20 protein-coding genes are annotated in these 23,127 nt (G+C 71.6%); 14 read left to right on the top strand and 6 right to left on the bottom strand.

Annotated elements, in window-relative coordinates; genetic code table 11:
- Positions 1 to 36: 36 nt before the first annotated feature.
- Complete coding sequence (locus tag ACPXCB_RS31055; RefSeq protein WP_425879639.1) at positions 37 to 2,181, bottom strand: tetratricopeptide repeat protein; 2,145 nt, start codon at positions 2,179 to 2,181, stop codon at positions 37 to 39.
- Positions 2,182 to 2,646: 465 nt separating this feature from the next.
- On the opposite strand from ACPXCB_RS31055, the gene ACPXCB_RS31060 reads away from it, so the two are divergent.
- Together ACPXCB_RS31060 and ACPXCB_RS31065 are read left to right on the top strand one after the other, a co-directional pair.
- Positions 2,647 to 3,387 carry a class I SAM-dependent DNA methyltransferase gene (locus tag ACPXCB_RS31060; RefSeq protein ID WP_425879641.1) on the top strand — a complete coding sequence of 247 codons (741 nt, stop codon included), beginning with the start codon at positions 2,647 to 2,649 and terminating at the stop codon, positions 3,385 to 3,387.
- 279 nt (positions 3,388 to 3,666) lie between these two features.
- The gene (locus tag ACPXCB_RS31065; protein WP_425879642.1) at positions 3,667 to 4,587 is read left to right on the top strand and encodes a LacI family DNA-binding transcriptional regulator; all 921 of its coding nucleotides are present in this window, start codon (positions 3,667 to 3,669) and stop codon (positions 4,585 to 4,587) included.
- Between the two features lies 1 nt (position 4,588).
- Here the strand turns inward: ACPXCB_RS31065 and ACPXCB_RS31070 are convergent, their stop codons facing one another.
- Positions 4,589 to 5,314: an MFS transporter gene (locus ACPXCB_RS31070; protein WP_425879644.1), complete on the bottom strand. Its 726-nt coding sequence runs from the start codon at positions 5,312 to 5,314 to the stop codon at positions 4,589 to 4,591.
- A 92-nt stretch (positions 5,315 to 5,406) separates the two neighbouring features.
- On the opposite strand from ACPXCB_RS31070, the gene ACPXCB_RS31075 reads away from it, so the two are divergent.
- Both ACPXCB_RS31075 and ACPXCB_RS31080 read left to right on the top strand, forming a co-directional pair.
- Positions 5,407 to 6,042, top strand: a complete 636-nt coding sequence (locus ACPXCB_RS31075; protein ID WP_425879646.1) for a kinase — start codon at positions 5,407 to 5,409, stop codon at positions 6,040 to 6,042.
- A gap of 55 nt (positions 6,043 to 6,097) precedes the next feature.
- Complete coding sequence (locus ACPXCB_RS31080; RefSeq protein WP_425879647.1) at positions 6,098 to 6,385, top strand: NPCBM/NEW2 domain-containing protein; 288 nt, start codon at positions 6,098 to 6,100, stop codon at positions 6,383 to 6,385.
- Positions 6,386 to 6,567: 182 nt separating this feature from the next.
- Here the strand turns inward: ACPXCB_RS31080 and ACPXCB_RS31085 are convergent, their stop codons facing one another.
- Positions 6,568 to 7,947 carry an MFS transporter gene (locus ACPXCB_RS31085; protein ID WP_425879648.1) on the bottom strand — a complete coding sequence of 460 codons (1,380 nt, stop codon included), beginning with the start codon at positions 7,945 to 7,947 and terminating at the stop codon, positions 6,568 to 6,570.
- A gap of 105 nt (positions 7,948 to 8,052) precedes the next feature.
- Here ACPXCB_RS31085 and ACPXCB_RS31090 point away from each other — a divergent pair, with 105 nt between their 5' ends.
- Positions 8,053 to 8,637: a TetR/AcrR family transcriptional regulator gene (locus ACPXCB_RS31090; RefSeq protein WP_425879649.1), complete on the top strand. Its 585-nt coding sequence runs from the start codon at positions 8,053 to 8,055 to the stop codon at positions 8,635 to 8,637.
- Between the two features lie 105 nt (positions 8,638 to 8,742).
- A complete protein-coding gene (gene ispH, locus ACPXCB_RS31095) occupies positions 8,743 to 9,687 on the top strand; it encodes a 4-hydroxy-3-methylbut-2-enyl diphosphate reductase (RefSeq protein WP_425879651.1) in 945 nt (314 codons plus the stop codon).
- A gap of 105 nt (positions 9,688 to 9,792) precedes the next feature.
- Here the strand turns inward: ispH and ACPXCB_RS31100 are convergent, their stop codons facing one another.
- Positions 9,793 to 10,734, bottom strand: a complete 942-nt coding sequence (locus ACPXCB_RS31100) for an isopenicillin N synthase family dioxygenase (RefSeq protein WP_225852038.1) — start codon at positions 10,732 to 10,734, stop codon at positions 9,793 to 9,795.
- 166 nt (positions 10,735 to 10,900) lie between these two features.
- Between ACPXCB_RS31100 and ACPXCB_RS31105 the strand changes: the two genes are divergently transcribed.
- From ACPXCB_RS31105 to ACPXCB_RS31135, 7 genes are all read left to right on the top strand, one after another.
- Entirely contained in the window at positions 10,901 to 11,767 is an 867-nt protein-coding gene (locus ACPXCB_RS31105) for a helix-turn-helix transcriptional regulator (protein ID WP_425879653.1), read from the top strand.
- A 247-nt stretch (positions 11,768 to 12,014) separates the two neighbouring features.
- Complete coding sequence (locus ACPXCB_RS31110) at positions 12,015 to 15,029, top strand: amino acid adenylation domain-containing protein (protein ID WP_425879654.1); 3,015 nt, start codon at positions 12,015 to 12,017, stop codon at positions 15,027 to 15,029.
- Positions 15,029 to 15,787, top strand: coding sequence for a leucyl/phenylalanyl-tRNA--protein transferase (locus tag ACPXCB_RS31115; protein WP_425879656.1), 759 nt, complete (start codon positions 15,029 to 15,031; stop codon positions 15,785 to 15,787). The genes ACPXCB_RS31110 and ACPXCB_RS31115 overlap by 1 nt, the downstream gene beginning before the upstream one ends.
- Before the next feature lie 17 nt (positions 15,788 to 15,804).
- Positions 15,805 to 16,548 (top strand): N-acetyltransferase, encoded by a 744-nt coding sequence (locus tag ACPXCB_RS31120; protein WP_425879658.1) that lies wholly within the window; start codon positions 15,805 to 15,807, stop codon positions 16,546 to 16,548.
- On the top strand, positions 16,545 to 17,594 hold the full coding sequence (locus ACPXCB_RS31125) for a methyltransferase (RefSeq protein ID WP_357580779.1): 1,050 nt from the start codon (positions 16,545 to 16,547) through the stop codon (positions 17,592 to 17,594). The genes ACPXCB_RS31120 and ACPXCB_RS31125 overlap by 4 nt, the downstream gene beginning before the upstream one ends.
- Positions 17,595 to 17,696: 102 nt before the next feature.
- On the top strand, positions 17,697 to 19,421 hold the full coding sequence (locus tag ACPXCB_RS31130; RefSeq protein ID WP_425879660.1) for an acyl-CoA dehydrogenase family protein: 1,725 nt from the start codon (positions 17,697 to 17,699) through the stop codon (positions 19,419 to 19,421).
- A gap of 3 nt (positions 19,422 to 19,424) precedes the next feature.
- Positions 19,425 to 20,057 (top strand): hypothetical protein, encoded by a 633-nt coding sequence (locus ACPXCB_RS31135; protein WP_425879661.1) that lies wholly within the window; start codon positions 19,425 to 19,427, stop codon positions 20,055 to 20,057.
- A gap of 28 nt (positions 20,058 to 20,085) precedes the next feature.
- Here the strand turns inward: ACPXCB_RS31135 and ACPXCB_RS31140 are convergent, their stop codons facing one another.
- Positions 20,086 to 20,574, bottom strand: a complete 489-nt coding sequence (locus tag ACPXCB_RS31140) for a pyridoxamine 5'-phosphate oxidase family protein (RefSeq protein WP_425879663.1) — start codon at positions 20,572 to 20,574, stop codon at positions 20,086 to 20,088.
- Positions 20,575 to 20,618: 44 nt separating this feature from the next.
- Entirely contained in the window at positions 20,619 to 21,482 is an 864-nt protein-coding gene (locus ACPXCB_RS31145; protein ID WP_151453515.1) for a 3-hydroxybutyryl-CoA dehydrogenase, read from the bottom strand.
- 240 nt (positions 21,483 to 21,722) lie between these two features.
- On the opposite strand from ACPXCB_RS31145, the gene ACPXCB_RS31150 reads away from it, so the two are divergent.
- Entirely contained in the window at positions 21,723 to 22,955 is a 1,233-nt protein-coding gene (locus ACPXCB_RS31150; RefSeq protein ID WP_425879665.1) for a cytochrome P450 family protein, read from the top strand.
- The last annotated feature ends 172 nt before the right edge of the window (positions 22,956 to 23,127 follow it).

Raw genomic sequence — 23,127 nt, forward strand, 5'->3', positions numbered from 1 at the left:
CGCCACCGCGATCATCAAGGCCATCCTCGCCCTGCATCACGGCCCGACCAGCCAAAACCCACGATGAAAAGCGCTCAGTGACGCCGACGGGTCGCCGGCGGCGATCTCGGCCAGGCCAAATTCGGTGGACATGAGTTCGAGGTCTTTGATCAGGTCGCCATAGTCGATTCGGTTGGCCAACAACATCGCCGACCGCCATGCCGTTATGGCCACTTCGAGGTTTCCATCACGGATGCAGATGCGGCACAGCTCATGCCAGATCTCGGCCTCGCTGTGGTGGTCACCGATATCGCGGCAGATCTTTTGGGCCTCAAGGTAGTGGTCGCAGGCGAGATCGTGACGGTTCAGCCGGTTGAAGTAGACCCCGGCGATCAGGCGTTCCGTAGATGCGATGCTGCTCCGGGCGTCGGCCTGGCGGAACAACAGGAGCCCACGGTTGAACTGGTCGAGCGCCCCATCGATGTTGCCGGCCTTCTCCAGCGCTACGCCGATCGATATCTGGATATTTCCCTGCTGCAGGACGTCGCTGGCGTCCACAGCGATCTGGAGCGCGGCGCGATAGTGCTTGAGAGAGGTTGCGATGTTGCCGAGATGGGAATGCGCTGCTCCCAGCTCGCGCATGATGACCCCCTCGAACCTTCGGTTGCCGAGCGTGGCGGCGATATCGGCGGCCCTGGTCAGATGGCCGAGACACTCCTGTTCCCGGCCGAGGAACACCAGGGTGCCCGCAAGGTCGCACCGGAGCGTGGCTTCATACTCGGGATACCTCTGGTGCGCCGACCTGATCCCCATCTCCACTATGGTTGCCGCCTCGGCCCACCGCCTGGTGTCTCTGAGGTGGTGGCTGACGTTGCTGGCCAACTGGGCCGCAAACAGGTGAGAGCCGTACCGCTGCGCGATGTCGACCACTTCGATCAGCGCTGTCCGCTCGATGGCCAACCATGTCGAGAACGTGTTTCTGTGCTCGACGTTGTCCGCCGAGTTGTCATGGCGCGAGGACAACATGTCGAGGCACTTTTCCACGATCGCGTAGTATTCGACGAGCATCCTTTCGATGGCGTCGTCCACCTCTTCCGGCGAGTCCTCCTGTGCCGACTTCTCCGTGGCATAGAGCCGGATCAGGTCGTGGAACTGGTACCAGCCCCGGATGTCGGAACGGTGCAGCATGCTCGCCCGACACAGCGCAGCCAGCAATCTGGTGGCGTCGTGGGTCTGGATGCCGGCCAGCGCCCCTGCGGTCCAGTCGCTGACCCGCTGCCCGGGAGCGCGTGAGAGCAGCCGGAACATCCGGCGCTCGGCAACAGAGAGTCGAGCGTAGGACAGGTCGAACGCCGCCCGTACGGCGAGATCGTCGCCGTACTCCAGCTCTGCCAGCCGATGGCGTTCGTCCCGTAGCGCCCTCGCCACTTCGGACACCGGCCGACCAGGGTCGTCCAACAACAGTGCCGTCACGATCCGCAGCGCTAAGGGTAGGTGGCCGCACAGCGCGGCGACTTCGCGCATCGCGGCTGGCTCCCGACGAAGCCGGTCGTCCCGCGATTCGCCGGCAGCCAACAGGGAGACAGCCTCGTCGACATCGAGCACGTCAAGGTGCACCGGACGCAGGCCGTCGAGGTCGGCGAGTCGGTGGCGGCTCGTCACCACCACGCGATGCGAGCCGGAGCCCGGCAACAACGGACGGATCTGGGCAGCGGATGACGCGTTGTCCAGTACGACCAACACGCTCCCGGCGTCGGCACCGTGCCGAGCAAGCAATGAACGGTATGCCGTCTCCAGGGCACCATGCCCGACCGGGATCTGGTCATGTGGTAGTCCGAGTGACTGCACGAACGTCGTCAGCGTTTCTGTCGGGTCGGTGGGCGCCGGGTGATAGCCGCGCAGGTCCGCGAAGAGCACACCACCAGGGAACCGGCCATGGCGGATGGCCGCATGCGCGACATGGAGAGCGAGAGCGGTCTTGCCGACGCCGGGTGCCCCGGACATCACGATCGGCCCCTCGTCATCGAGCAGCGTGGCAATCTCAGTCAGCAGGCGGACCCGGCCAACGAACCTCGTCGTGCCTGCCGGCAACCCGGACATTGTCAGAGGTGGCGCAGCATTGACGGTGACCTGGCCAATGTGGCCTGCCTGAACGACATTGCCGACCACCGTACCGCTGACCTCGTTGTGGGTGCTGGTCACGTACTAAGTTCTACCCCTTGGGTGCCAACCGGCCGGAAACTGACCGGAGAAGAACGACCGTTGCTGGAGCTGGCTCCCCGGCCAGCGGCGGTCGGTGCTCGGCGATTACCGTCACCCGCTCCACGCCGGAGACCCTGACCAGGGCGCAAGTCCCCGCCAGAGCTTTCGATATTTCAAGATCAACGATTGCCCGCGTGCCAATGACGTGCCATTGGCGCCGGCCGACTGGGGTCTTCTGCGCGGGTTCGAAATTGGTGGTGCTAACAGGCACATCGTTGGTCGATCGACGTCGTGCACGAGTTTCGCTGACCGGTCGGTTGGGCTCGGAGGCGCACAGCAGGGCCATGAACCCGAACAGACGGACTCCAGCGACCGGCATGGACTGAAAGACTCGACGAAGACCAATTCCTTGATCCGTGGGTTCGGCCGGTTGTGGGCCGCGAGGCGCGCGGGTAGACAGATGGGGTGGTCGACCACCAGTACGCCGATCCCGATCTCGCCGAGCTGTACGACGTGTTCTGCTCCTGGGACCAGCGCGACGACCTGGCCTTCTACCTGCCCTGGGTGATGTCGGCGCGTGCCGTGCTCGACGTGGGATGCGGGACGGGCCTGTTGCTGCACCGGGCGCGTGCGGCCGGGCACCAGGGGCGTCTGTGCGGGCTGGACCCGGGCGCCGGCATGCTGGCGCGGGCCCGCAGCCGTTCCGACGTCCAGTGGGTGCTGGGTGACCTGGGCTCGGTGCGCTGGAAGCGGGAGTTCGACCTCGTCGTGATGACCGGCCACGCGTTTCAGGTGTTCGTCGACGACGAGGAGCTGCGATCCGCGTTGGCGGCGGTCCGGTCGGCACTGACCGACGACGGCCGGTTCCTGTTCGAGACCCGTAACCCGGCGGCGCGGGCCTGGGAGCGGTGGACGCCGGAGCACGCGGTGGAGGGCGTCGACGCCCGTGGTGCCACCGTCCGGATGGAGTACGACGCCGAGCCGCCGATCGAGCCCGGCACGGTGCGGTTCACCACGACGTTCTCCAGCCCGCGTTGGCCGGGACCGCGTACCAGCCACAGCGTGCTGAGGTTCCTGGACGTGGCGACGCTGTCGTCGTTTCTGACCGGCGCCGGTCTGGTCGTCGAGGAGCGGTTCGGCGACTGGCAGGGCGGCGCGTTCACCGAGACGAGCCCGGAGATCATCACCGTTGCCCGGCGGGGGTGAACCGACGCGGGTGGCCGCACGGCGGGCCGTCCGCACACCCGGCGGCACCGCTCACACCAGCGAGCCGGACGACCCGCCGTCGAGGTTCCGGCGCGGATACCACACGCGGACGCGGAAAACGGTGCGCCGACCAGGCCGGGTCGCCCTGCGGCGGCCGGTTGGTCGGGGTGTGTCCGTGCCGGCACCGGGCTGAACCGGCACCCGTCCGTCGTGGGCGTCGGTGCCGAATGGACACCGACTCGCGACCGTTCCCACGCAGGCGATCGGGGCCGCGCGCGGGTGATCCAGAGCCGACGGGGAGGGGCGTTTGCGGGTGGTCGAGTCACCGGGCGGGATCGACGCGTCGGCCCGGTCGGCGATCTCCTTCAGCCTGCGCAGGCTTTGGCGGCACAGACTCACCCTCACCCTGCTCTGCCTGGTGCTGCTCGGCGGCGCGCCGACGCTGACCACTGCGGCCACCCTCCGCCCGGAGGCACCCACCACGCGCTGGTCGACGGCATCATCCTGGTGGCCGACGACGCCCCGCCGGAACTGGTCAGAAAACAGGCCGGCGCCGGTGCGCCACTCGTGCTGCTCGGCGAGAGCAGCGACCACCGGTGGGACCACATCACCGTCGATCACGCCGGGGCGACCCAGGACGCCACCGAGCACCTCCTGCGCGCGGGCTGCCGACAGATCGCCGCGATCGGCGTCGGTCCGGACGAGTCCTCCACCCGGGCGCAACGTCGGATGGTCGGCTACCGACGGGCCCTGCGACGGGCCGGCCTCGCCGAGTCGTCGGGGCACCTCCAACCCGCGCTACTGCACCGCCGTGACCACGGCTACCGTGCCGCCCGGACGCTGCTGGCACAGGACTGGCGTCCGGACGGGCTGCTGTGCTTTTCGGACCTGCTGGCGATCGGCGCGATGCGGGCCGTCTTCGACGCGGGCCTGCGCGTCCCGGAAGACGTCGCCGTGGTCGGCATCGGCGACAGCGAGGAGGCGCGGTACGCGCGGCCCGCCCTGAGCACCGTCAGCGTCGACACCGCCTTCATCGCCCGCGAGGCCGTCGCCCGGGTCACGAGCCGGATCGCCCTGCCCGACGCGGCCCCGACCCGGATCATCGCGCCGCACACGGTGCTGGTCCGGGAGAGCAGCGCGGTGCTGGGCGGGCCGTCCCGGTCCGCGCCCCGGGACGGCGAGCCGGCCGGCACCCGATAGGTCAGGAGGTCGAGCGGGCTGGCGCGGCGGGCGCGAGTCGGGCCGTCCCGGGCGGCACCCGACCATCCTGCAACGGGGTGAGCAGGCGGCGCAGCGACAGCCCCACCGCCGAGGCCAGCAGGCAACCACCGACGACCATGACCACCCAGGCCGTGGCGTTGCCGGTGCCGATCAGCGGACCGGCGGTGACCGGGCCGATCACCCCGCTGATGCCGGTGGTCATCGAGTTCATCGCGTTGTAGCGGCCGCGCAACTCGTCGCGGGCGAGAATGTTCGTCAGCATCGGAGGCACCGGGGCGAGCATCGTCTCGCCCAACGCGAAGATCGTCGCGCAGGCCACCACACAGCAGGCCGCGAGGAGGGCGTTGTCCCGGCCCGCCAGGCCACCGATGCCAAGCACCAGCCAGGAGATGGCGAACACGAGGCCGACAGCGGCGAGGGCCCGCGAACGGCTGCGCCCGTTGAGGCGGCCGATCACCAGCAGTTGCAGTACGACGATGACCACCGCGTTGCTCGCCAGCGCCCACGCCACCACCCGGGGTGTCACCTCCGCGACCTGCACCGAGAAGGCGGTGAATCCCACCTCGAGTTGGGCGTAGCCGCAGATCGTGATCACCAGGGCGAAGAGGACCAGCCGCCGGATCGGCCGGTCCCGCAGGACGGCGAGATAACCCGCCGGACGGGGGTGCGTCGTCTCGGGGCGTGGCCCGGCCCGAGGGTGTCCCAACGAGGCCGAGACTGTCAAGATTGCCAATGGCTTTATGCGTCGTCGCCGCCCTGGGCCTGACCGTACGCACCGGCTGACCGGAAGGGGGCACCATGGACGCCGACGCCGACGCCGACGCCGACGCCGACGCCGACGCCGACGCCGACGCCGACGCCGACGCCGATGCCGACGCCGTCCCGACCGGCAGCGCGGACACGATCCTCGTCTGCGTTCGGGGCAACTCCGGCTCGGGTAAGAGCAGCATCGCCCGGGAGTTGCGGCGTCGGCACGGCCGGGGCTGTGCGCTGGTAGAACAGGACTACCTGCGCCGCATCGTGCTGGGCGAGCGCGACAAGCCCGGCGGCGCGGCCCCGGCGTTGATCGAGCAGACCGTACGGTTCGCGCTCGACCACGGTTACCACGTCGTGCTGGAGGGCATCCTGCACACCGGCCGCCACCGGGCCCTGCTGACGGCCCTGCGGGACGGTCACCGGGGGCGGTCGCTCTTCGTCTACCTCGACGTGTCCCTGCCCGAGACCCTGCGCCGGCACCTGACGCGCCCGCAGGTCGGCGAGTTCACCGCCACGCAGATGAGCGGCTGGTACGCCGCCCACGACGTCCTCGGCTGGCCTGACGAACTCGTCCTCCCGGAGGCCACCACGCTGGAGGACGCCGTCCAGGTCGTCGCCGCAGCCGCCGGGCTGCCCCAGACCGGGGGCGACGCCGACGTGCTCCCGATCGTCCCGTAGCCCACGCGAGGCGTTCTCGCTGCCCTGCGGGCCGGCGACCGCGTCTCCGTGCTGGTTGAACGACAACTACACGGTCACGTTCGTGGTGAGTCGGCAGTTCCGGGTCCTCGAGGCGGCCGTGGGCATCGCCGACGAGTCCCCGAAGGGCGTGCCGCTGCGGTTCACCGTGCTATCCGACCGCAAGGAGGTCTTCACCACCACGGTCGGCCTGGGGAGGACCCGTCCGGTCAAGGTGGACATCAGCGACTCGACCCAGGTGTCGCTGCGGGTCAGCACCACCAGCGTCGAGCAGTGCCACGGTGACAGCCTCGGCGCCTGGATCGCCCCGCGGGTACGCCGGTGAGCGCCGGCCTGTCGATGTGACGGTGGCGGCGCCCCGCGCGTCCCCGGAGCGTGCCGGGCGCCGACCCGGCGGCCGGTGGGCGGCCCCACCGGCCGTTCCCGCGCCCGCCTGTCGGGGTCGTGGTAGAGAGTGTCCGACCCGGTGGTCGGTGGGCGGGCCCCCGCCGGCCACCGGGTCGGGGCTCAGTGGGCCGGCCGGGGGGTGATGACGAAGGCCAGGACGGCGGCGGCGACGGCGATGACCGCGCCGGTGGTGAAGCCGCGGGAGAAGCCTTCGGTGCTGGTGCCGGCGATGCTGGCCGCGGCCATGCTCGACACCACGGCGGCCCCCAGCGAGGCGCCGAACTCGTGGAAGGTGCTGACGATGCCGGACGCGAGACCGGCCTCGTGCGGCGCGACCTGACCGAGCGCGACGGCGGAGGCCACGACGAAGAGGACGCCCGTGCCGGCGGCGGCGACGGCCACCCCGACGACGAGGGCCAGGGTCCCGTCGACGAAGGCGGGCACCGCCATGCCAGCCGCCGCGACGAGCAACCCCAGGACGCCGAGGGTGCGCGCCCCGATCCGGCCGATGGCACGGCCGGCGGCGTTCGCGCCGAGCATGGTCGTGATCGCCACTGGCAGGAAGAGCAGCCCGGTGCGCAGGGCGCCGTAGCCCTGGTAGTTCTGGAGGTAGAACGTGCCCAGGAAGAAGACCGTGATCATCAACGCGGTCGCGACGAGGATCAGCAGCGCCCCGGTCGCCACCGGCCGGCGGAGCAGCAGCCGTACGTCCATCAGCGGGCTCGCGGCCATGCGCTGGCGGACGACGAACGCGGCGTAGAGGAGCACGGCGGCGACCAGCAGCAGCAGGATCGTCGGGTTGGCCCAACCGACGTCGCCGGCGCGGATCAGCGCGTAGATCAGCGCTCCGGTGGCGGCCGTCACCAGCACCGCGCCGGGCACGTCGAGCCGGCCCGGCGCGCCGGTGGGCGCCTGGGGCGGAAGCTGCATCCGGAGGGCCAGCAGCAGGATGATCCCGACCGGCACGTTGACGAAGAACACCCAGGGCCAGCCCGGCCCGGCGGTGAGCAGGCCGCCGAGGAGGACGCCCAGGGCGGCGCCGCCGCCGCCGAGCGCCGACCAGATGCCGAGCGCCTTGTTGCGCTCGTCGCCGTCGAAGATCGTGACGACCAGGGACAGGGCGGCGGGGGAGAGGAGCGCCGCCGCGAGGCCCTGCCCGACGCGACCGCCCAGCAGCATGGGGCCGCTGGTCGCCAGGCCCGCCGTCAGGGACGCGGCGCTGAACAGCAGGAGTCCGGCGAGGACGAGGCGCCGGGCGCCGAACAGGTCCGCGGCGCGCCCGCCGAGCAGCAGCAGGCCGCCGAAGGTGAGGGTGTATCCACTCACCACCCACGTGAGGGCTTCCCGATCCATCCCCAGGTCCGACCCCATGTGCGGCAGGGCGATCGCGACGACGGTGACGTCCAGGATCAGCATCAGTTGGGCGATGCCGACGAGGCCCAGGATCCGCCAGCGCTGCGGATGCGGACTCGCGGGTGTGGGAGTTTCGGTTGCGGTCACAGGTTCCGCCATGGCTGCCAGGCTCCTCCGCCAAGTTGAACGGTAGTGTTCAAGTTACGGAGACACGTTAACTCATGCACGTCTGTTCGACTTAGGGGAAGTTCCATGACTCGCCCACTCGCCAAGCCGACCCGCCGGGCCGACGCCCAGCAGAACGTGGAGAGGATCCTGGAGGCGGCGGTGAGCTGCCTGAGTCGCGACCCCGACGCCAGCGTCAGCGACATCGCGCAGGCGGCGCGGGTGGGCCGGGTGACCCTCTACGGTCACTTCCCGTCCCGGGACACCCTGGTCGAGGCCGCGCTGACCCGGGTGCTGGCCGACGGGGAGGAACTCCTGGCGGGCCTCGACCTGACCGGCGACCCGCGGGACGCCCTGCGCGTGCTGATCCGGTCGAGCTGGCTGCTGATCGCCCAGTCGAGCGCCGTGCTGGAGGCGGCGCAGGCGTCGCTGCCGCCCGAACGCGTGCACGAGCTGCACGCCGAGCCGGCGCGACGCGTCGACCAGTTGATCCGCCGGGGTCAGGACGAGGGGGTGTTCCGGGTCGACCTGCCGGCCAGCTGGCTGACCAGCGTGCTGCACCACATCATGAAGGGCGCCGCCGCCGACGTGGCCAGCGGAAAGGTGGACCGGGCGGACGCCCCCCGCCTCATCTCCGAGACGGTCCTCGCCGCCTACCAGGTGAACGGATAGCGGACGTCCCGGCGCGGGGCGTCGTCGCTCGTGCTCCATCGAAACCCCACCGGATTGCGAGGACACGGCTCGATACTGCGGAGAATGCGTGGGAAGGAGTGCGCGATGTCCGTAGCCGAGTCCGTAACGGTACTGCTCGCGGCACCGCGTGCGTTCTGCGCCGGTGTCGAGCGTGCGATCGAGATCGTCGAGCGTGCGCTCGCCAGCCGGGGCAGTCCGGTGTACGTCCGCAAACAGATCGTCCACAACGCGCACGTCGTCGCCGACCTGGAGTCGCGCGGCGCCGTGTTCGTCGAGGAACTCGCCGAGGTGCCCGCCGGCGCGACGGTGGTGTTCTCGGCGCACGGGGTATCGCCCGTGGTGCGCGCCGAGGCCGACCGGCTCGGCCTGGAGGTGTTCGACGCGACGTGTCCGCTGGTGGCGAAGGTGCACACGGAGGCCCGCCGGTACGCCGACCGTGGGGACACCGTCCTGCTCGTGGGGCACGCGGGGCACGAGGAGACCGAGGGCACCCTGGGCGAGGCCCCGGAGCGGATGCTGCTCGTGCAGTCGCTGGAGGACGCGCACACGGTCGAGGTGCCCGACCCGGACCGGGTGTCGTACCTGACCCAGACCACGCTCGCCGTGGACGAGACCGCCGAGGTGCTCGACGTGCTGCGCCAACGGTTCCCCGCGCTGCGCGGGCCGTCCTCGGCCGACATCTGCTACGCCTCGACCAACCGGCAGACGGCGTTGCGTGCGGTCGCCGAGGAGTCCGACCTCGTGCTCGTGGTCGGCTCGACCAACTCGGCGAACACGCAACGGCTCGTCGAGTTGGCCCGCCGCGCCGGCCGACCGGCCCACCTCATCGAGGACGCGGCGGAGATCCTGCCGGAGTGGCTGGCGGGTGTCACCACGGTCGGGGTCACCGCGGGCGCGTCCGCCCCGCCGCGCCTGGTCGAGGGCGTGGTGGAGGCGCTGCGGGCGCGCGGGCCGGTAACGGTGGTGGAGCGCGAGGTCGCCCGCGAGACCATCGAGTTCACCGTGCCGGGCGCGGTGCGTTCCCTCTGACACCGGACCGCCGCCCGGCGGACCGCCCGTTGCCGATGCTCCGCGCGTCGAGAGCGCCCGCCGGCCCGCGTCTGCGGGGCGGTCCGGCGGGCGCCGCGGGGTCGGCTACGCGGAAGCCTGGTACGTCGACTGCATCTTGTGCGAGAACCACTCGCCGACGGTCACCCGGTCGAGCCCGGCCTCGGCGCTCTCCTGGGCCAGCGGACGCATGGGCTCGATGGTGGTGTCGTGGTTGGGCAGGTAGAAGAAGGGGATGGAGACGCGCGACGGCGCGTCCGTCCCCTCCGGGTTGACCACCCGGTGCACGGTCGACGCCCACCGGCCGCCGGTCCAGAACGCCATCAGGTCGCCGATGTTCACCACGAAGCTGCCGGGGATGGCGGGCACGTCCAGCCAGTCGTCGTCGCCACGCCGCACCTGGAGCCCGCCCAGCTCGTCCTCCACGTAGAGCACCGTCAGGCTGCCCCAGTCGGTGTGCATCTCCCGCCGCAGCACGCCGTCGTCGGGCGTCGGGTAGTAGTAGTTGGCGATGATCAGGGACACGTGCTCGTCGAACTTGCTGTCGAAGAAGTCCTCCGGCAGCCCGAGGGCGAGCGCGAACAGCCGCATGATGTCCGCCGACAGCTCGGTCATGGCGGCGATGTACTCGTACCAGACCGCCTTGAAGTCGTCGTCCGGCCAGATGTTCGCCGCCTTCCAGGTGGCCGGGTGCGTGCCGAGCCGGGCGCGCTCCTCGTCACTCAGGTCGCCCGTCACGTGCGCGGCGAACGCCTCGTACGGGCCGCCCGGGCGGCGCAGCCCCGACACTCCCGAGCCGCGGTTCGCGCTCCGGTCCTTCTCCTCCTCCGGTCGGGTGAAGAAGGTCTTCGTGGTGGTGTACATGCGGTTCACCAGCTCCCGGGGCACGCCGTGCCCCACGACGGTGAAGAACCCCGAACCCTCGCACGCCTTGCCGATGGCTGCCGCGATGGCCGCGCGCCCCTCGGCGGTGGTGCGGCCCGACAGGTCGATCGCCGGTACGAAATCCTGGACCACAACGGGTTCCACAACTGCCCGCCTCTCTCGCGACGTCATTACATTGATCGAAGCAATCCCAGGTCACCAGCCGGGAAGCCGCTGCGGTGTCGCTTCCCCCACGTGCGGGTAATTGCTCGGCGTACCTGGCGGTAAGGCAATGTTGAGACCGGCAGACATTCACGTGCACGATTGTGTTGTGGCATACGAGGACGAGCAGTTGTCGCAGTTGGTCGGGGCGCTCGCCGAGGCGGGCCGCCCGCTGTCCGGGGACACCGTGGGTCGGCTCGTCGCCGATCCGCCCGGTGTCGTGGCGGAGCCTGCCGTGCGCCTGCTCGTCGCCGCCGCGGCGGGGGACCCGCTGCTGCTGGCCGCGCTGCGCGAGGGCATCCGCGTCGAGGGCGTCACCGACGGGCCCGGCCGGGCGCGGACGCCGAAGCGGGTCCAGGAGCTGGTCCGTGCCACGTTGCGCGGCGCGCCGACCGGATCGTGGCAGCTGCTGCGGGTGGCCGCCGTGCTCGGTCGGTCCTGCCAGCTCGCGGAGCTGACGGCGATGACCCGCCGGAACACCGCCCAGCTGCTGCCGGACCTGGACGCGCTGCTCGACGCCGGTCTGCTCGACTGGGTGGGCGACGACCTCGCCTTCCGGCACGAACTGGTGTGGTGGGCGGTGCTCGACGCCCTGCCGCCCGCCGTGCGGCAGGCGCTCCGCGTCGACCGTGACCGCCTGCGCCGGCGCCGGGCCGTGGCCCGTGCGTCCCGCGCCGCCGAGCCGTCGGCGGAGCCCGTGGCCCCCGCCGACCTGCGGCGCAGGATCGGGCTGCGCTCCGCGCCCGCCGCCCGCGAGCACCGCCCGGACGCCGGCGGCGCGTGGGAGTCGTTCAGCGGCGTCGAGCGGGCCATCGCGCGGCTCGTCGCCGAGGGCATGACCAACCGGCAGATCGCGACCCGGGTACGGCTGTCGCCGCACACGGTCAACTACCACCTGCGCGGCCTGTTCCGCCGGCTGGGCATCTCCTCGCGGGCGGAACTCGTCCGCCACGTGCCGGTCTCCTCCGCGGCGTAGCGGGGCGGTCCGGACCTTCCGGGCACCACTGCCACATAGCGATTTCCGGCGTCGTCAACGTTGAATTCGACGGAGGGTGGACCGCGCCTAAATGACTACCCTGATGAGTAGTGTCAATTCTGGTTCCATGCTCATTCTGGTAGTCGGGGGAACCGCCGTCAGGCAGTAGTGTCGCCCGTATCGAATTTCGTTGGGTCAGCGGCAGGTAAATCCACGGGTACGACCGTGCTCACACCCGAGGGAAAACATGAACATCCGTACGCAACCGCGTGTCCACGAACTCATCGCCGTCCGCGCGGCGTCGCAACCCGACCGGACCGCGGTCGTGCAGGGCGACGCGCACATCAGCTACGCGGACCTGGAGCGCCGGGCGAACGGCCTGGCCCGCCACCTCGTCGACGAGGGCGTCGGCGCGGACTCCGTGGTCATGGTCCACCTGGAACGCTCCATCGACGCCATCGTCGGCCTGCTCGCCATCTGGAAGGCAGGGGCGGCCTACCTGCCCGTGGATCCGGGGCTGCCGGACAGCCGGGTCGAGGCGTTCGTCAAGGAGACCGACTGCACCACCGTCATCACCCACGGACGCGACCTGGCACGCTTCGCCGACCTGCCGGTCACGGCGCTCACCGCGAGCGTCGCGGACGGCGCCGCGACCGCCCCGGCCGCGGCGGAGGGCGGCGGCGACGCCGCCTACATCATCTACACGTCGGGATCCACCGGTACGCCGAAGGGCGTCGTGGTCAACCACGACTCGCTGAGCTACCTGTGCGGGGAGCTGGCCGGCCGCTACGGCGTCACCCCCGACGACCGGGTGTTGCAGTTCGGCGCGCTCTCCTTCGACACCTCCATCGAGCAGATCACGGTCGCGCTGCTCGGCGGGGCGACGCTGGTGCTGCCCGAGCTGAGTTGGGCGCCCAGCGAGCTGCCGGAGCGGCTGCGCCACCACGGGGTCACCGTGATGGACCTGACCCCCGCGTACTGGCGCCGCTTCCTCGCCGAGGTCGGCGCGGGGGCCCGTGACCTGCCGGTCCGGCTGGTGATCGTGGGCGGCGAGGCGGTCAACGCGGAGGACTGCCGCACGGCGCTGGACCTGATGCCCTGCGTACGGCTGGTCAACGCCTACGGGCTCACCGAGACCACGATCACCTCCTGCCTGATGGACCTGACCGCCGACGTGCTGCCCGCCCGCGGCGCGGCCCCGGTCGGCCGGCCGCTGCCCGGCACCGTCGTGTACGTCCTCGACGAGCACGGCCGGCCGGTCGGCCCCGGCGAGCGCGGTGAGATCCACATCGGCGGTCGCGGCGTGGCGCGCGGCTACCTGACCGAGGACGACGCCGGCCGCTTCCGCGCGGACCCGTTCGCGTCCGAGCCCGGCGCGCGGATGTACCGGACCGGTGACCTGGGCGCCTGGACCGCCGAGGGCAACCTCGAGGTGATCGGGCGCATCGACCGGCAGGTCAAGATCCGTGGTTTCCGGGTGGAGCCCGGCGAGATCGAGGCGGCGCTGGCGGCCCACGAGGGCGTCGACACGGTCGCCGTCACCACGTACGAGCACGACGGCCAGCGGCGCCTGGTCGCGTACCACACCGGCCCACGGCCCCTGGACGTCACGGAGCTGCGCGAGTTCGTCGGCCGCCACCTGCCCGACTACATGGTGCCGACGGCGTTCGTCGCCCTCGACGAGCTGCCGCTGAAGACCAACGGCAAGGTCGACCTGGCCGCGCTGCCCGCGCCGAGCACCGCGACGGTCGCTGCCGAGGCGGCGGACGACACGCCCGTCGACCTGGTGGAGCGCGGCGTGACCCGGCTGTGGGGGCAGGTGCTCGGCGTGCCCCGGGTGCTGCCGGACGACAACTTCTTCGCGCAGGGCGGCAACTCGATCCTCGCCGCCGAGCTGCTCGCGAAGATCCGCGGCTCCTTCGGCGTGCTCATCACCCAGGTACGTCCGCTGATCCGGCTGCTGCTGGAGGACGCGACGCCCCGCGGCCTGGCGCGGGCGGTGCGCGAGGCGCGGGAAGGCACGCTCGCCGGCGACGACACCCGCAAGCGGGTGGACTTCGCCGCCGAGACGGAGCTGGACGTGGAGATCCGGCGCGACGTGTCCGACGAGCCGCGCTGGCAGGACCCCCGCCACGTGTTCCTCACCGGCGCCACCGGCTTCCTGGGCATCTACCTGCTGCGGGAGCTGCTGACGAGCACGGACGCCGTGGTGCACTGCCTCGTGCGCGCCGACGGGCCGGAGCAGGGCCTGGCCCGCATCCAGGCCAACGCGCGGCACTACTTCGGCGAGGACCTCGCCGGTCACCAGGCGGCGGGCCGGATCGTCGCCGTCCCCGGCGACCTCGCGGCACCCGGGCTCGGCCTGTCCGAGGCGGCCTTCGACGAGCTGGCGCGCACGGTCGACGTCATCCACCACCCCGGCGGGGCCGTCAACTTCATCTACCCGTACGCGCACATGCGGCCGGCGAACGTCGATGGCACCCGCGAGGTCATCCGGATGGCCGCGCGGCACCGCAACGTCCCGGTCCACTACACGTCGACCATGGCCGTCGTCGCGGGCTTCGGCACCGCCGGCGTGCGGCACGTCGACGAGGACACCCCGCTGGCGTACGCCGACCACCTCTCCGTCGGCTACGTGGAGAGCAAATGGGTGGCCGAGGCGCTGCTGCACGGGGCGGCGGAGCAGGGGCTGCCGGTGGCGATCTACCGGGCCGCCGACATCTCCGGCGACCGGGTCAACGGCGCGTGGAACATCGCCACGGAGATGTGCGCGATGAAGAAGTTCGTGGTGGACACCGGCACCGCCCCCGTCGCGGAGCTGCCGCTGGACTACACGCCGGTCGACGTGTTCGCCGCCGCGGTCGCGCACATCGCCCGGGCGTCCCGGCCCGCCGGCGAGGTCTACCACCTCACCAACCCCGGGAAGGTCAACATCTCGGTGCTGGTCGAGCGCCTGCGGGCGCACGGGCACGACATCCGCGAGGTGACCTGGGCCGAGTGGCTCGACGAGATGGTGCGGGTCGCGGTCGAACAGCCCGACCATCCGATGACCCCCTTCGCGCCGCTGTTCATCGACCGCTGCGCGACGGGCCAGATGAGCGTCGCGGAGATGTACCTGGAGACGACGTTCCCCGTCTTCTCCCGCACCAACGTGGAGCACGCGTTGCGCGGCAGCGGCATCGAGATCCCGACGGTGGACGCGGAGATGCTCGACCGCTACATCGGCTACCTGACCCGCACCGAGTTCCTGCGGGCCGCGTGATGGGCTGGGAGACGCTCGACCTCACCCACGCCCCCACCGAGGGCCCGGTCGCGTTCGGCGACGACCTGTCCGCGACGACGCTCTTCGGCGCCTACCGGCACGGGCTGTTCCCGTTCCCGGCCGACACCGAGGAGCGGAAGATCGTCAGCGAGTTCACCTACGAGGCGGACGTCGCCGCCGGCCGGATCGCGGTGCTCGCCGGGAGCACGGACCCGTACGCCGTCGCCTGGTGCTCGCCCGACCCGCGCCCGGTGATCCGCGTCGACCAGGCCCGCATCCAGCGCAGCCTGCGGCGGCAGTTGCGCAACAAGGTCGAGTGGACGACGACGCTCGACGTCTGCTTCGACCGGGTGGTCCAGCACTGCCGCGTGGGCCGCGAGCCCCGGTGGCTGACCGATGAGCTCGTGTCGGCGCTGCGCGAGCTGCACGCGGCGGGGCACGCCCACAGCGTCGAGGTGTGGGAGGGCGACGAGCTGATCGGCGGCACGTTCGGCGTACGGGTCGGTGGCGTGTTCAGCGCCGACTCCCAGTTCGCCCTGCGCAGCGGCGCCGCGAAGGTCGCGGTCGCGTGCCTGGTGCGGCGCGTCGCGGAGAGCGGCGGCGTGGCGGTCGACGTCCAGCACGACGGCGACCACGCGAAGCTCATCGGCGCGGTCGCGGTGCCCCGTACCGAATACCTGGCCCTGCTGCGCAGGCACGCCGACGACCACTGCGCCATGCCCGCGGACCCGCTGCCCGCGCGCAGCCTGGCCGCCTGACCGAGGGAGGTGACCCCGTGCGCGTGTTGACGCTCGCCGAGCGACCGGACCTGCGGGACGCGATGCTCCACATGGAGGCCTCGTGGCCCGAGTACATCCCGCCCGAGCCGATGGTGATCGGCTGGGCCTTCGACCGGTACCCGGAGCACCAGCTCGTCGTCGTCGAGTCCGACGACACGGTGGTGGCCCGCGCGGCCGGCGTGCCGTTCGCGTGGGACGGTGACCCGGCGAGCCTGCCCGACACCGGCTGGGACGCGGTGCTGGGGATGAGCATGCTCGACACCTCCGCCGGCCGCGACCTCACCGCGCTGTGCGCACTGGAGATCGCCGTGGTGCCGGGCATGCAGGCCCGGAACATGTCGGGGCGCGTCCTGGCCGCGGTCAAGGACAACGCCCGCCGGCACGGGTACCGCGACGTCGTCGGGCCGGTCCGGCCCAGCGGCAAGCACGCCGAGCCGCACGAGCCGATGCCGGGGTACGCGGCCCGGACCCGCGACGACGGGCTGCCGGCCGACCCGTGGCTGCGCGTGCACGTCCGGGCGGGCGGGCAGGTGCTCCAGGTCTGCCCGGCCTCCATGACGATCTCCGGCAGCCTCGCGCAGTGGCGCGACTGGACCGGGTTGCCCTTCGACACCAGCGGACCGGTCGTCGTGCCGGGTGCCCTGACCCCGGTCGCGGTGAACGTCGACCACGACCACGCCGTCTACGTCGAGCCCAACGTGTGGGTTCGACACCCCCTCGCGGAAAGGCATGCCTCATGACCAGCACCGTTCCGGCCACCCTGGCCTCCAGGATCCGCAACCGCGCCGCCCTGATCGAGATCATCGGCGGCTACATGGCCTCGCAGTCGCTCGCGCTCGCCGCCGAGCTGAAGCTCGCCGACCACATCCACGACGGCCGGGTCACGAGCGCGCAGCTCGCCGAGGCGACGGGCACCCACGCGCCGTCGCTGCACCGGCTGCTGCGGACCCTCGTGGCCATCGGCGTGCTGGTCGAGCCGACGCCGGGCGAGTTCCGCCTGACCGAGGTGGGCGAGCAGCTGCGCACCGACTCGCCGAACTCGCTGTGGGCGTTCACCCGGTTCTTCACCAACCCCACGCTGTTCGCGTCCTGGCAGCAGGTGCGGCACACCATCGAGACCGGCGAGTGCGCCTTCGACCACGTGCACGGCAAGAACGCGTACGTGCACCTCGCCGAGAACCCCGAGCTGTCCGCGCTGTTCAACGTGGCGATGGGACAGGAGTCGAGGGCGTCCGCCCAGCTCGTCGCCGACGGGTACGACTACTCCGGCGTCCGTACCGTCGTGGACGTCGGCGGCGGCGACGGGACGCTGCTCGCCGCGATCCTCGGCACCCACGCCCACCTGCGGGGGGTGTGCTTCGACAGCGCGGCGGGCGTGGCCGAGGCCGCCGGCGTGCTCGCCACCGCCGGTGTCGCCGACCGGTGCGAGATCGTGGCCGGCGACTTCTTCTCGTCGGTCCCCGAGGGCGGCGACCTGTACATCATCAAGAGCGTCTTCCAGGACTGGGACGACGAGAACGCCCGGAAGCTGCTGGCCACGGTGCGGGCCCACATCCCCGCCGACGCCACGCTGCTGATCGTCGGATCCGTGCTGCCGGACACCGCGAACACCGACAACCCGGTGATGTTCTACACGGACATCAACATGCTGGTGACCGCCGGCGGCCGGGAGCGGACCGAGAGCGAGTTCCGGTCCCTGCTCGCCGAGACCGGCTTCACCGTCGAGTCCTGCGGCCACGGCGCCGCGGGCCCGCTCTCGCTGATCAAGGCCGTGCCGGCGAGCTGACCCACGTCGAGGACCGGGCCACGGGCGCACCCGCTCACGCGAGTCGAACGTGGCCCGGCCCGTGTCCCGATCCAGACCCACCCGCTGAACGGGGAGGCAACGATGACCAGGCCGAGTTTCGGCAGCGAACTCCTGCGGGGCAGGCTGCGGGTCGACCTGCTCGACCCGCTGCCCGACGCCGGGCTCGACGCCGACGCCGAGGCGTTCCTCGCGCGGCTGCGCGCGTTCTGCACCGACAAGGTGGACGGCCGGCTCATCGAGCGCGAGGACCGGATCCCCGACGAGGTGGTCGACGGCCTGCGTGACCTCGGCGCGTTCGCCATCAAGCTCCCCAAGGAGTACGGCGGGCTCGGCCTGTCGGGGGTCTGCTACCACCGGGCGCTGATGATCGTCAGCACCGCGCACTCCTCGCTCGGTGAGCTGCTCGGCGCGCACCAGGCGATCGGCCTCATCCAGCCGCTGCGGCTGTTCGGCACCGACGCGCAGAAGCGTGAGCTGCTGCCGAGGTGCGTACGCGAGATCTCCGCCTTCGCCCTCACCGAGCCCGACATCGGTAACGATCCCTTCCGGATGCGGACCACCGCCACCCCCACCGGCGACGGCGGTTACCGCCTCGACGGGGTCAAGTTGTGGACGACCAACGGCACCATCGCCCATCTGATCGTGGTGATGGCCCTGGTGCCGCCCTCGGAGAGCGGCCCGGGAGGCATGTCCGCGTTCGTGGTGGAGGCCGACGCGCCGGGGGTCACGGTGGAGCACCGCAGCTCCTTCCTGGGGCTGCGCGGCCTGGAGAACGGCGTCGTCCGGCTGCACCGGGTCGTGGTGCCCGCGAGCCGCCGGATCGGGCCGGAGGGGCAGGGGCTCCAGGTGGCGCTCGCTGCGCAGGACACCGGCCGGCTGTCGATGCCCGCCGTCTGCGCCGCCGCCGCCAAGTGGAGCCTGAGGATCGCCCGCGAGTGGTCCGGCGTCCGCGTGCAGTGGGACCGGCCGATCGGCGAGCACGAGGCGGTGGCGGGCAAGATCGCCTACATCGCGGCGACCGCCTTCGCCCTGGAGGCCATGGTCGAGGTGTCCGGCCGGCACGCCGACGCCGGCCTGCTGGACACGCACACCGAGGCCGAGCTCGCGAAGCTGTTCGCGTCGGAGCAGGCATGGCGGATCGTCGACGAGCTGATGCAGATCCGCGGCGGTCGCGGGTACGAGACCGCCGAGTCGGCCGCCGCGCGCGGTGAGCGCGGTGTCCCCGTCGAGCAGCTGTTCCGGGACCTGCGCATCGGTCGGATCTTCGACGGCTCCAGCGAGGCGCTGCGGGTGTTCGTCGGGACCGACGCGCTGGCGGACGAGGAGGGCCCGGCCGAGGGGTCCTCGCCGTTCACGCCGCCGCCCGGCTTCGGCGACCTGGCCGGGCACCTGTCGTTCGCCGCCGCGACGAGCGCCGAACTGGCCCGGCACCTCGCCGACGGCCGGGAGCAGTGGGGCGAGGCGGTCGCCGAGCGGCAGCTGTTCCTCGGCCGCGTCGTGGACGTCGCCGCCGAGCTGTACGCGATGACCGCCGCCTGCGTGTACGCCAGGGCGCTCGGCGGCACCGCGGTCGAGCTGGCCGACGCGTTCTGCCGCCAGTCCCGCCAGCGGGTGGCGGAGCTCCGCCAGCGGTTGCGGGACAACACCGACGGCGACGACGTCGCGGTCGCCCGGCGGGTGCTGGGCGGCAGCTTCACCTGGTTGGAAGAGGGCGTGCTCGACGCGTCCATCGAGGGGCCGTGGATCGCCGAGCCCGTACCGGGACCGGCGAGCGGCCCGAACCTGCACCGCACGATTCGGAGGTGACTAGTGGACGAGCACGTGGCAGAGCTGGTGGCACAGGGCCGGCGGTCGCTGGAGCTGGCGCCCAACCGGTTCCTGGAGCTGCTGGAGCGCGGTGAGGTGTCGGCCGACCGGCTGCGCGCCCTGGCCGGCGAGCTGTACCACCTGGTGTCCAGCGACCGGAGCAGCTTCGCGTTCCTGGCGGCCCGCTTCCCCGAGCCGCTGTTCCTGGCCATGGCGGGCGCCGAGGAGGAGGCGCTGGGCCTGCTGCCGGCCTTCGCCGCCGCCGTGGGCCTGGGGGAGAAGGAGCTGCGGGCGCACGAGCCGCGACCGCTGGCCCAGGCGTACCCCTCCTTCATCGTCCGGACCGCCGTGTTCGGGCCGCGGTCGGCGGTCCCGCTGGCCCTGCTGGTCAACGTCGAGGAGTCGGGCGGCTTCTACGCCCGGATGGCCGACGCCCTCCAGGCGCGCTACGGGTTCTCCGACGAGGCGGTCGCGCACTTCCGCTACTTCGCCGAGACGCCGGACGAGGTGCTGGAGCAGGCGGCCGGGGTGGTGTCGACCGGCCTCGCGGCGGGCGACGATCCGGTGGAGGCCCTGCGCGCGGCGCGGATGGTGCACGCCTACGAGGCGGTGTTCTGGGCGACGATGGCCGAGTGACCCCGGGACCGGGGTGGACCCGCCCCACTCAGGGCAGGTCCACCTCGATCCGGCGGTCGATCCGGTCCTCGATCCAGGTGCTGGTGTCGACGAGCCACACGCGGTCGACCGAGATCTGGTAGATGCGGTGCTCCGCCGGCGGCAGCAGCGCCGACACGGGCAGGGTGTACTCCGCCCTGCTCGTGTCGTCCGGCAGCAGGGCGTCGTAGAACGTCCCGTGGTGTGCGCGTACCTCGTCGGCGGTCAGCTCCCGGCAGGTGCCGGTGAACTGGGCGCCGTCGACCTCGGTGAGCCCGCCGTCGCCGGTGACGAAGAGGGCCCCGCTCACCGTCGGGCGGGCCGCCACGTGCCTGCTGTGCCGGGACTGGGTCGCGGAGCCGAACAGGAAGCGCAGCGGGTCGGGCAGCCACGCGTACTGCAGCACCGCCGTCCACGGCTGGCGGTCGGGGGAGACGGTGGACAGGGACAGGTACTTCGCGTCGGCGATGACGCGGTGCAGACGGTCGACGAGGTCCATGGTTCAGCCCACCTCCGCGGGGGACGTTGCGGCGGCGTACGCGCTCATCGCCCGTACTCGTAGAAACCCCGGCCGCACTTCTTGCCGAGCATGCCGCCGGCCACCATGCGGGCGAGCAGCGGCGGCGGCGAGTAGTGCGGCTCCCGGAACTCCCGGTACAGCGACTCGCTGATCGCGGCCACGATGTCGAGCCCGATCAGGTCGACGAGGCGCAGCGGACCCATCGGGTGCGCGCAGCCGAGCGTCATCGCCTTGTCGATGTCGGCCACCGACGCCATCCCGGACTCCACCATCCGCACGGCGGAGAGCAGGTACGGGATCAGCAGCGCGTTCACCACGAAGCCCGCCCGGTCCTTGGCGCGGACGACCTGCTTGCCGAGCACCTCGGTGACGAACGCGTCGACGGTCTCGACGGTCCGCGGGTCCGTACGCACCGAGCCGACGACCTCCACGAGGGGGAGCACCGGCGCGGGGTTGAAGAAGTGGATGCCCACCACCTGCTCGGGCCGGGCGGTGACGCCGCCGAGCTTCACGATCGGCAGTGAGGACGTGTTCGAGCCGAGGATCGCGTCCTCGTCCTCGACGACCTTGTCGAGGGTGGCGAAGACGTCGAGCTTGATCGACTCCTGTTCCGAGGCGGCCTCGACCACCAGTTGCCGGTCGGCGAAGTCGGTCAGGTCGGCGGTGAAGGACACCCGACCCAGCGTCGCGTCCCGATCCGCCTCGCTGAGCTTGCCCCGGCCCACCGCGCGGTCCAGCGACGCGGTCAGCCGCGCCCGGCCCGGTACGAGGGAGGCCGGCCGCGACACCGCGACGAGCACGTCCAAGCCGGCCCTCGCGCACGTCTCGGCGATCCCGGCGCCCATGACCCCGCACCCGACGACGCCGACCCGGCGAATCCTGTCCATGTTCCTGCCTCCGCACACGCGTTAACAAATGGGGTTGCCGCGGAATTCGGTGAGTAGGGCGGGATCGCCGCTCCCTGACACGTGTCGTGGTAGGACGATAGGTTGGTCAGCCGGCCCGACGCAATGATCTGCGCCTTTGTCCAGGCGAATTCGTGGCGGGTGCGAGAAAGCCGTTACCCGGCAGTTCCCGATCGACAGTTACCTTTCTCTGCGTTCCCTCACCATCGTAGGAGGCGCACTATGGTCGACTTCAGCGCTGCCCCCACCACCCAGATCGACAGTCGCGGCGGCAAGTGCCTGTACGCGCAGATCGACGAGTTCCGCGCGGCCGGCCCCGCGGTGGCCGTCGAGCTGCCGGAAGGCATGTTGGCCTGGTCGATCACCCGCGGCGACGTGGTCCGGCGCCTGCTGACCCATCCCGGGGTCTCCCGCAACGTCAAGAAGAACGTGCCCAGCTACACCCCGGGCGAGATCAAGTGGCTGTCGCCGTGGGTGGACGTCGAGTCCATGTCCACTGCGGAGGGCCGCGAGCACCAGCGCCTGCGGCAGCTCGTGGCGCCGGCGCTGACCCCGAAGCGGATCGACGCGATGCGCCCGCACGTGGAGCTCGTCGCCCGGCGGCTGCTCGACGACCTGGCGACGCACCCGGCGGACGAGCCGGTCGACCTGCACACCATCTACTCCCAGCAGTTGCCGACCAGGGTGATCTGCGACCTGTTCGGGGTGCCGGACGACCTGCGGCCCGAGGTGCTGCGCATCCTGCGCGTGGTGCTGAACACCGACAACGTGCCGGAGGAGGAGTCCGCCGCTGTCTACGTCGACATGAACGTCGCCATGCGTACGCTGATCGACCTCAAGCGCCGCGAGCCGTCCGACGACCTGACGAGCTTCCTGATGGCGGCCCGGGTGGAGGGCGAGGAGCCGCTCAGCGAGCAGGAGCTGGTCGACATGCTGCTGCTGCTCATCGGCGGCGGCAGCCAGACGACCGTGACGCTGATCGACCACACGGTCCGCGAGCTGCTCGCCAACCCGGACCAGCTGGCGACCCTGCTGGCCGACCCGGCCCGCTGGCCGGACGCGATCGAGGAGGCGCTGCGGGCGCACTGCCCGGTGGCGGCACTGCCGATGCGCTGGGCGAAGGAGGACATCGACCTCGGCGAGGGGGTCGTCATCCGGGCGGGCGACGCCATCCTCATCAGCTACCTGGCGCACGGCCGCGACCCGGCCGTCCACGAGAACCCGGACGTGTTCGACATCGATCGGGAGAACAAGGAGCACCTCGCGTTCGGGGCGGGTCCGCACTTCTGCCCCGGAGCCCGCCTGGCGCGACTGGAGGCGGCCGTGGCGGTGCCGGCGCTGTTCGCCCGCTTCCCGCACCTCGCGCTGGCCGTGGCGCCGGATGAGATCCAGCCGCTGCGCTCGTTCATGGCGAACGACGTGGCGTCGCTGCCGGTGCTGCTGAACCACCGGTAGGCGGACACCACACCGCCCGGTCCGCGTCGCGGGCCGGGCGGCGGTACGTCCGGGGGCCGTCGGCGCGGTGCCGGCAGGCGGTCACGGCCGTGGTCAGTGGGTGAGTGCGGGGATTTGGATTTTGGCGTCGTGTTCGAGGATGCGTTGTTGGAGTTCTTGGAGGCTGCGGCCG

The organism is Micromonospora sp. DT62 (assembly GCF_049847285.1).
GTDB lineage: Bacteria > Actinomycetota > Actinomycetes > Mycobacteriales > Micromonosporaceae > Micromonospora > Micromonospora reichwaldensis.

What these genes read in the sequence shown, in the direction of transcription:
- ACPXCB_RS31075 (WP_425879646.1), top strand. Translation starts at nt 5,407, where the DNA reads ATGGACGCCGACGCCGACGCCGACGCCGACGCCGACGCCGACGCCGAC.
- ACPXCB_RS31115 (WP_425879656.1), top strand. Translation starts at nt 15,029, where the DNA reads ATGGGCTGGGAGACGCTCGACCTCACCCACGCCCCCACCGAGGGCCCG.
- ACPXCB_RS31145 (WP_151453515.1), bottom strand. Translation starts at nt 21,482, where the DNA reads ATGGACAGGATTCGCCGGGTCGGCGTCGTCGGGTGCGGGGTCATGGGC.
- ACPXCB_RS31130 (WP_425879660.1), top strand. Translation starts at nt 17,697, where the DNA reads ATGACCAGGCCGAGTTTCGGCAGCGAACTCCTGCGGGGCAGGCTGCGG.
- ACPXCB_RS31090 (WP_425879649.1), top strand. Translation starts at nt 8,053, where the DNA reads ATGACTCGCCCACTCGCCAAGCCGACCCGCCGGGCCGACGCCCAGCAG.
- ispH (WP_425879651.1), top strand. Translation starts at nt 8,743, where the DNA reads ATGTCCGTAGCCGAGTCCGTAACGGTACTGCTCGCGGCACCGCGTGCG.
- ACPXCB_RS31110 (WP_425879654.1), top strand. Translation starts at nt 12,015, where the DNA reads ATGAACATCCGTACGCAACCGCGTGTCCACGAACTCATCGCCGTCCGC.
- ACPXCB_RS31140 (WP_425879663.1), bottom strand. Translation starts at nt 20,574, where the DNA reads ATGGACCTCGTCGACCGTCTGCACCGCGTCATCGCCGACGCGAAGTAC.
- ACPXCB_RS31125 (WP_357580779.1), top strand. Translation starts at nt 16,545, where the DNA reads ATGACCAGCACCGTTCCGGCCACCCTGGCCTCCAGGATCCGCAACCGC.
- ACPXCB_RS31150 (WP_425879665.1), top strand. Translation starts at nt 21,723, where the DNA reads ATGGTCGACTTCAGCGCTGCCCCCACCACCCAGATCGACAGTCGCGGC.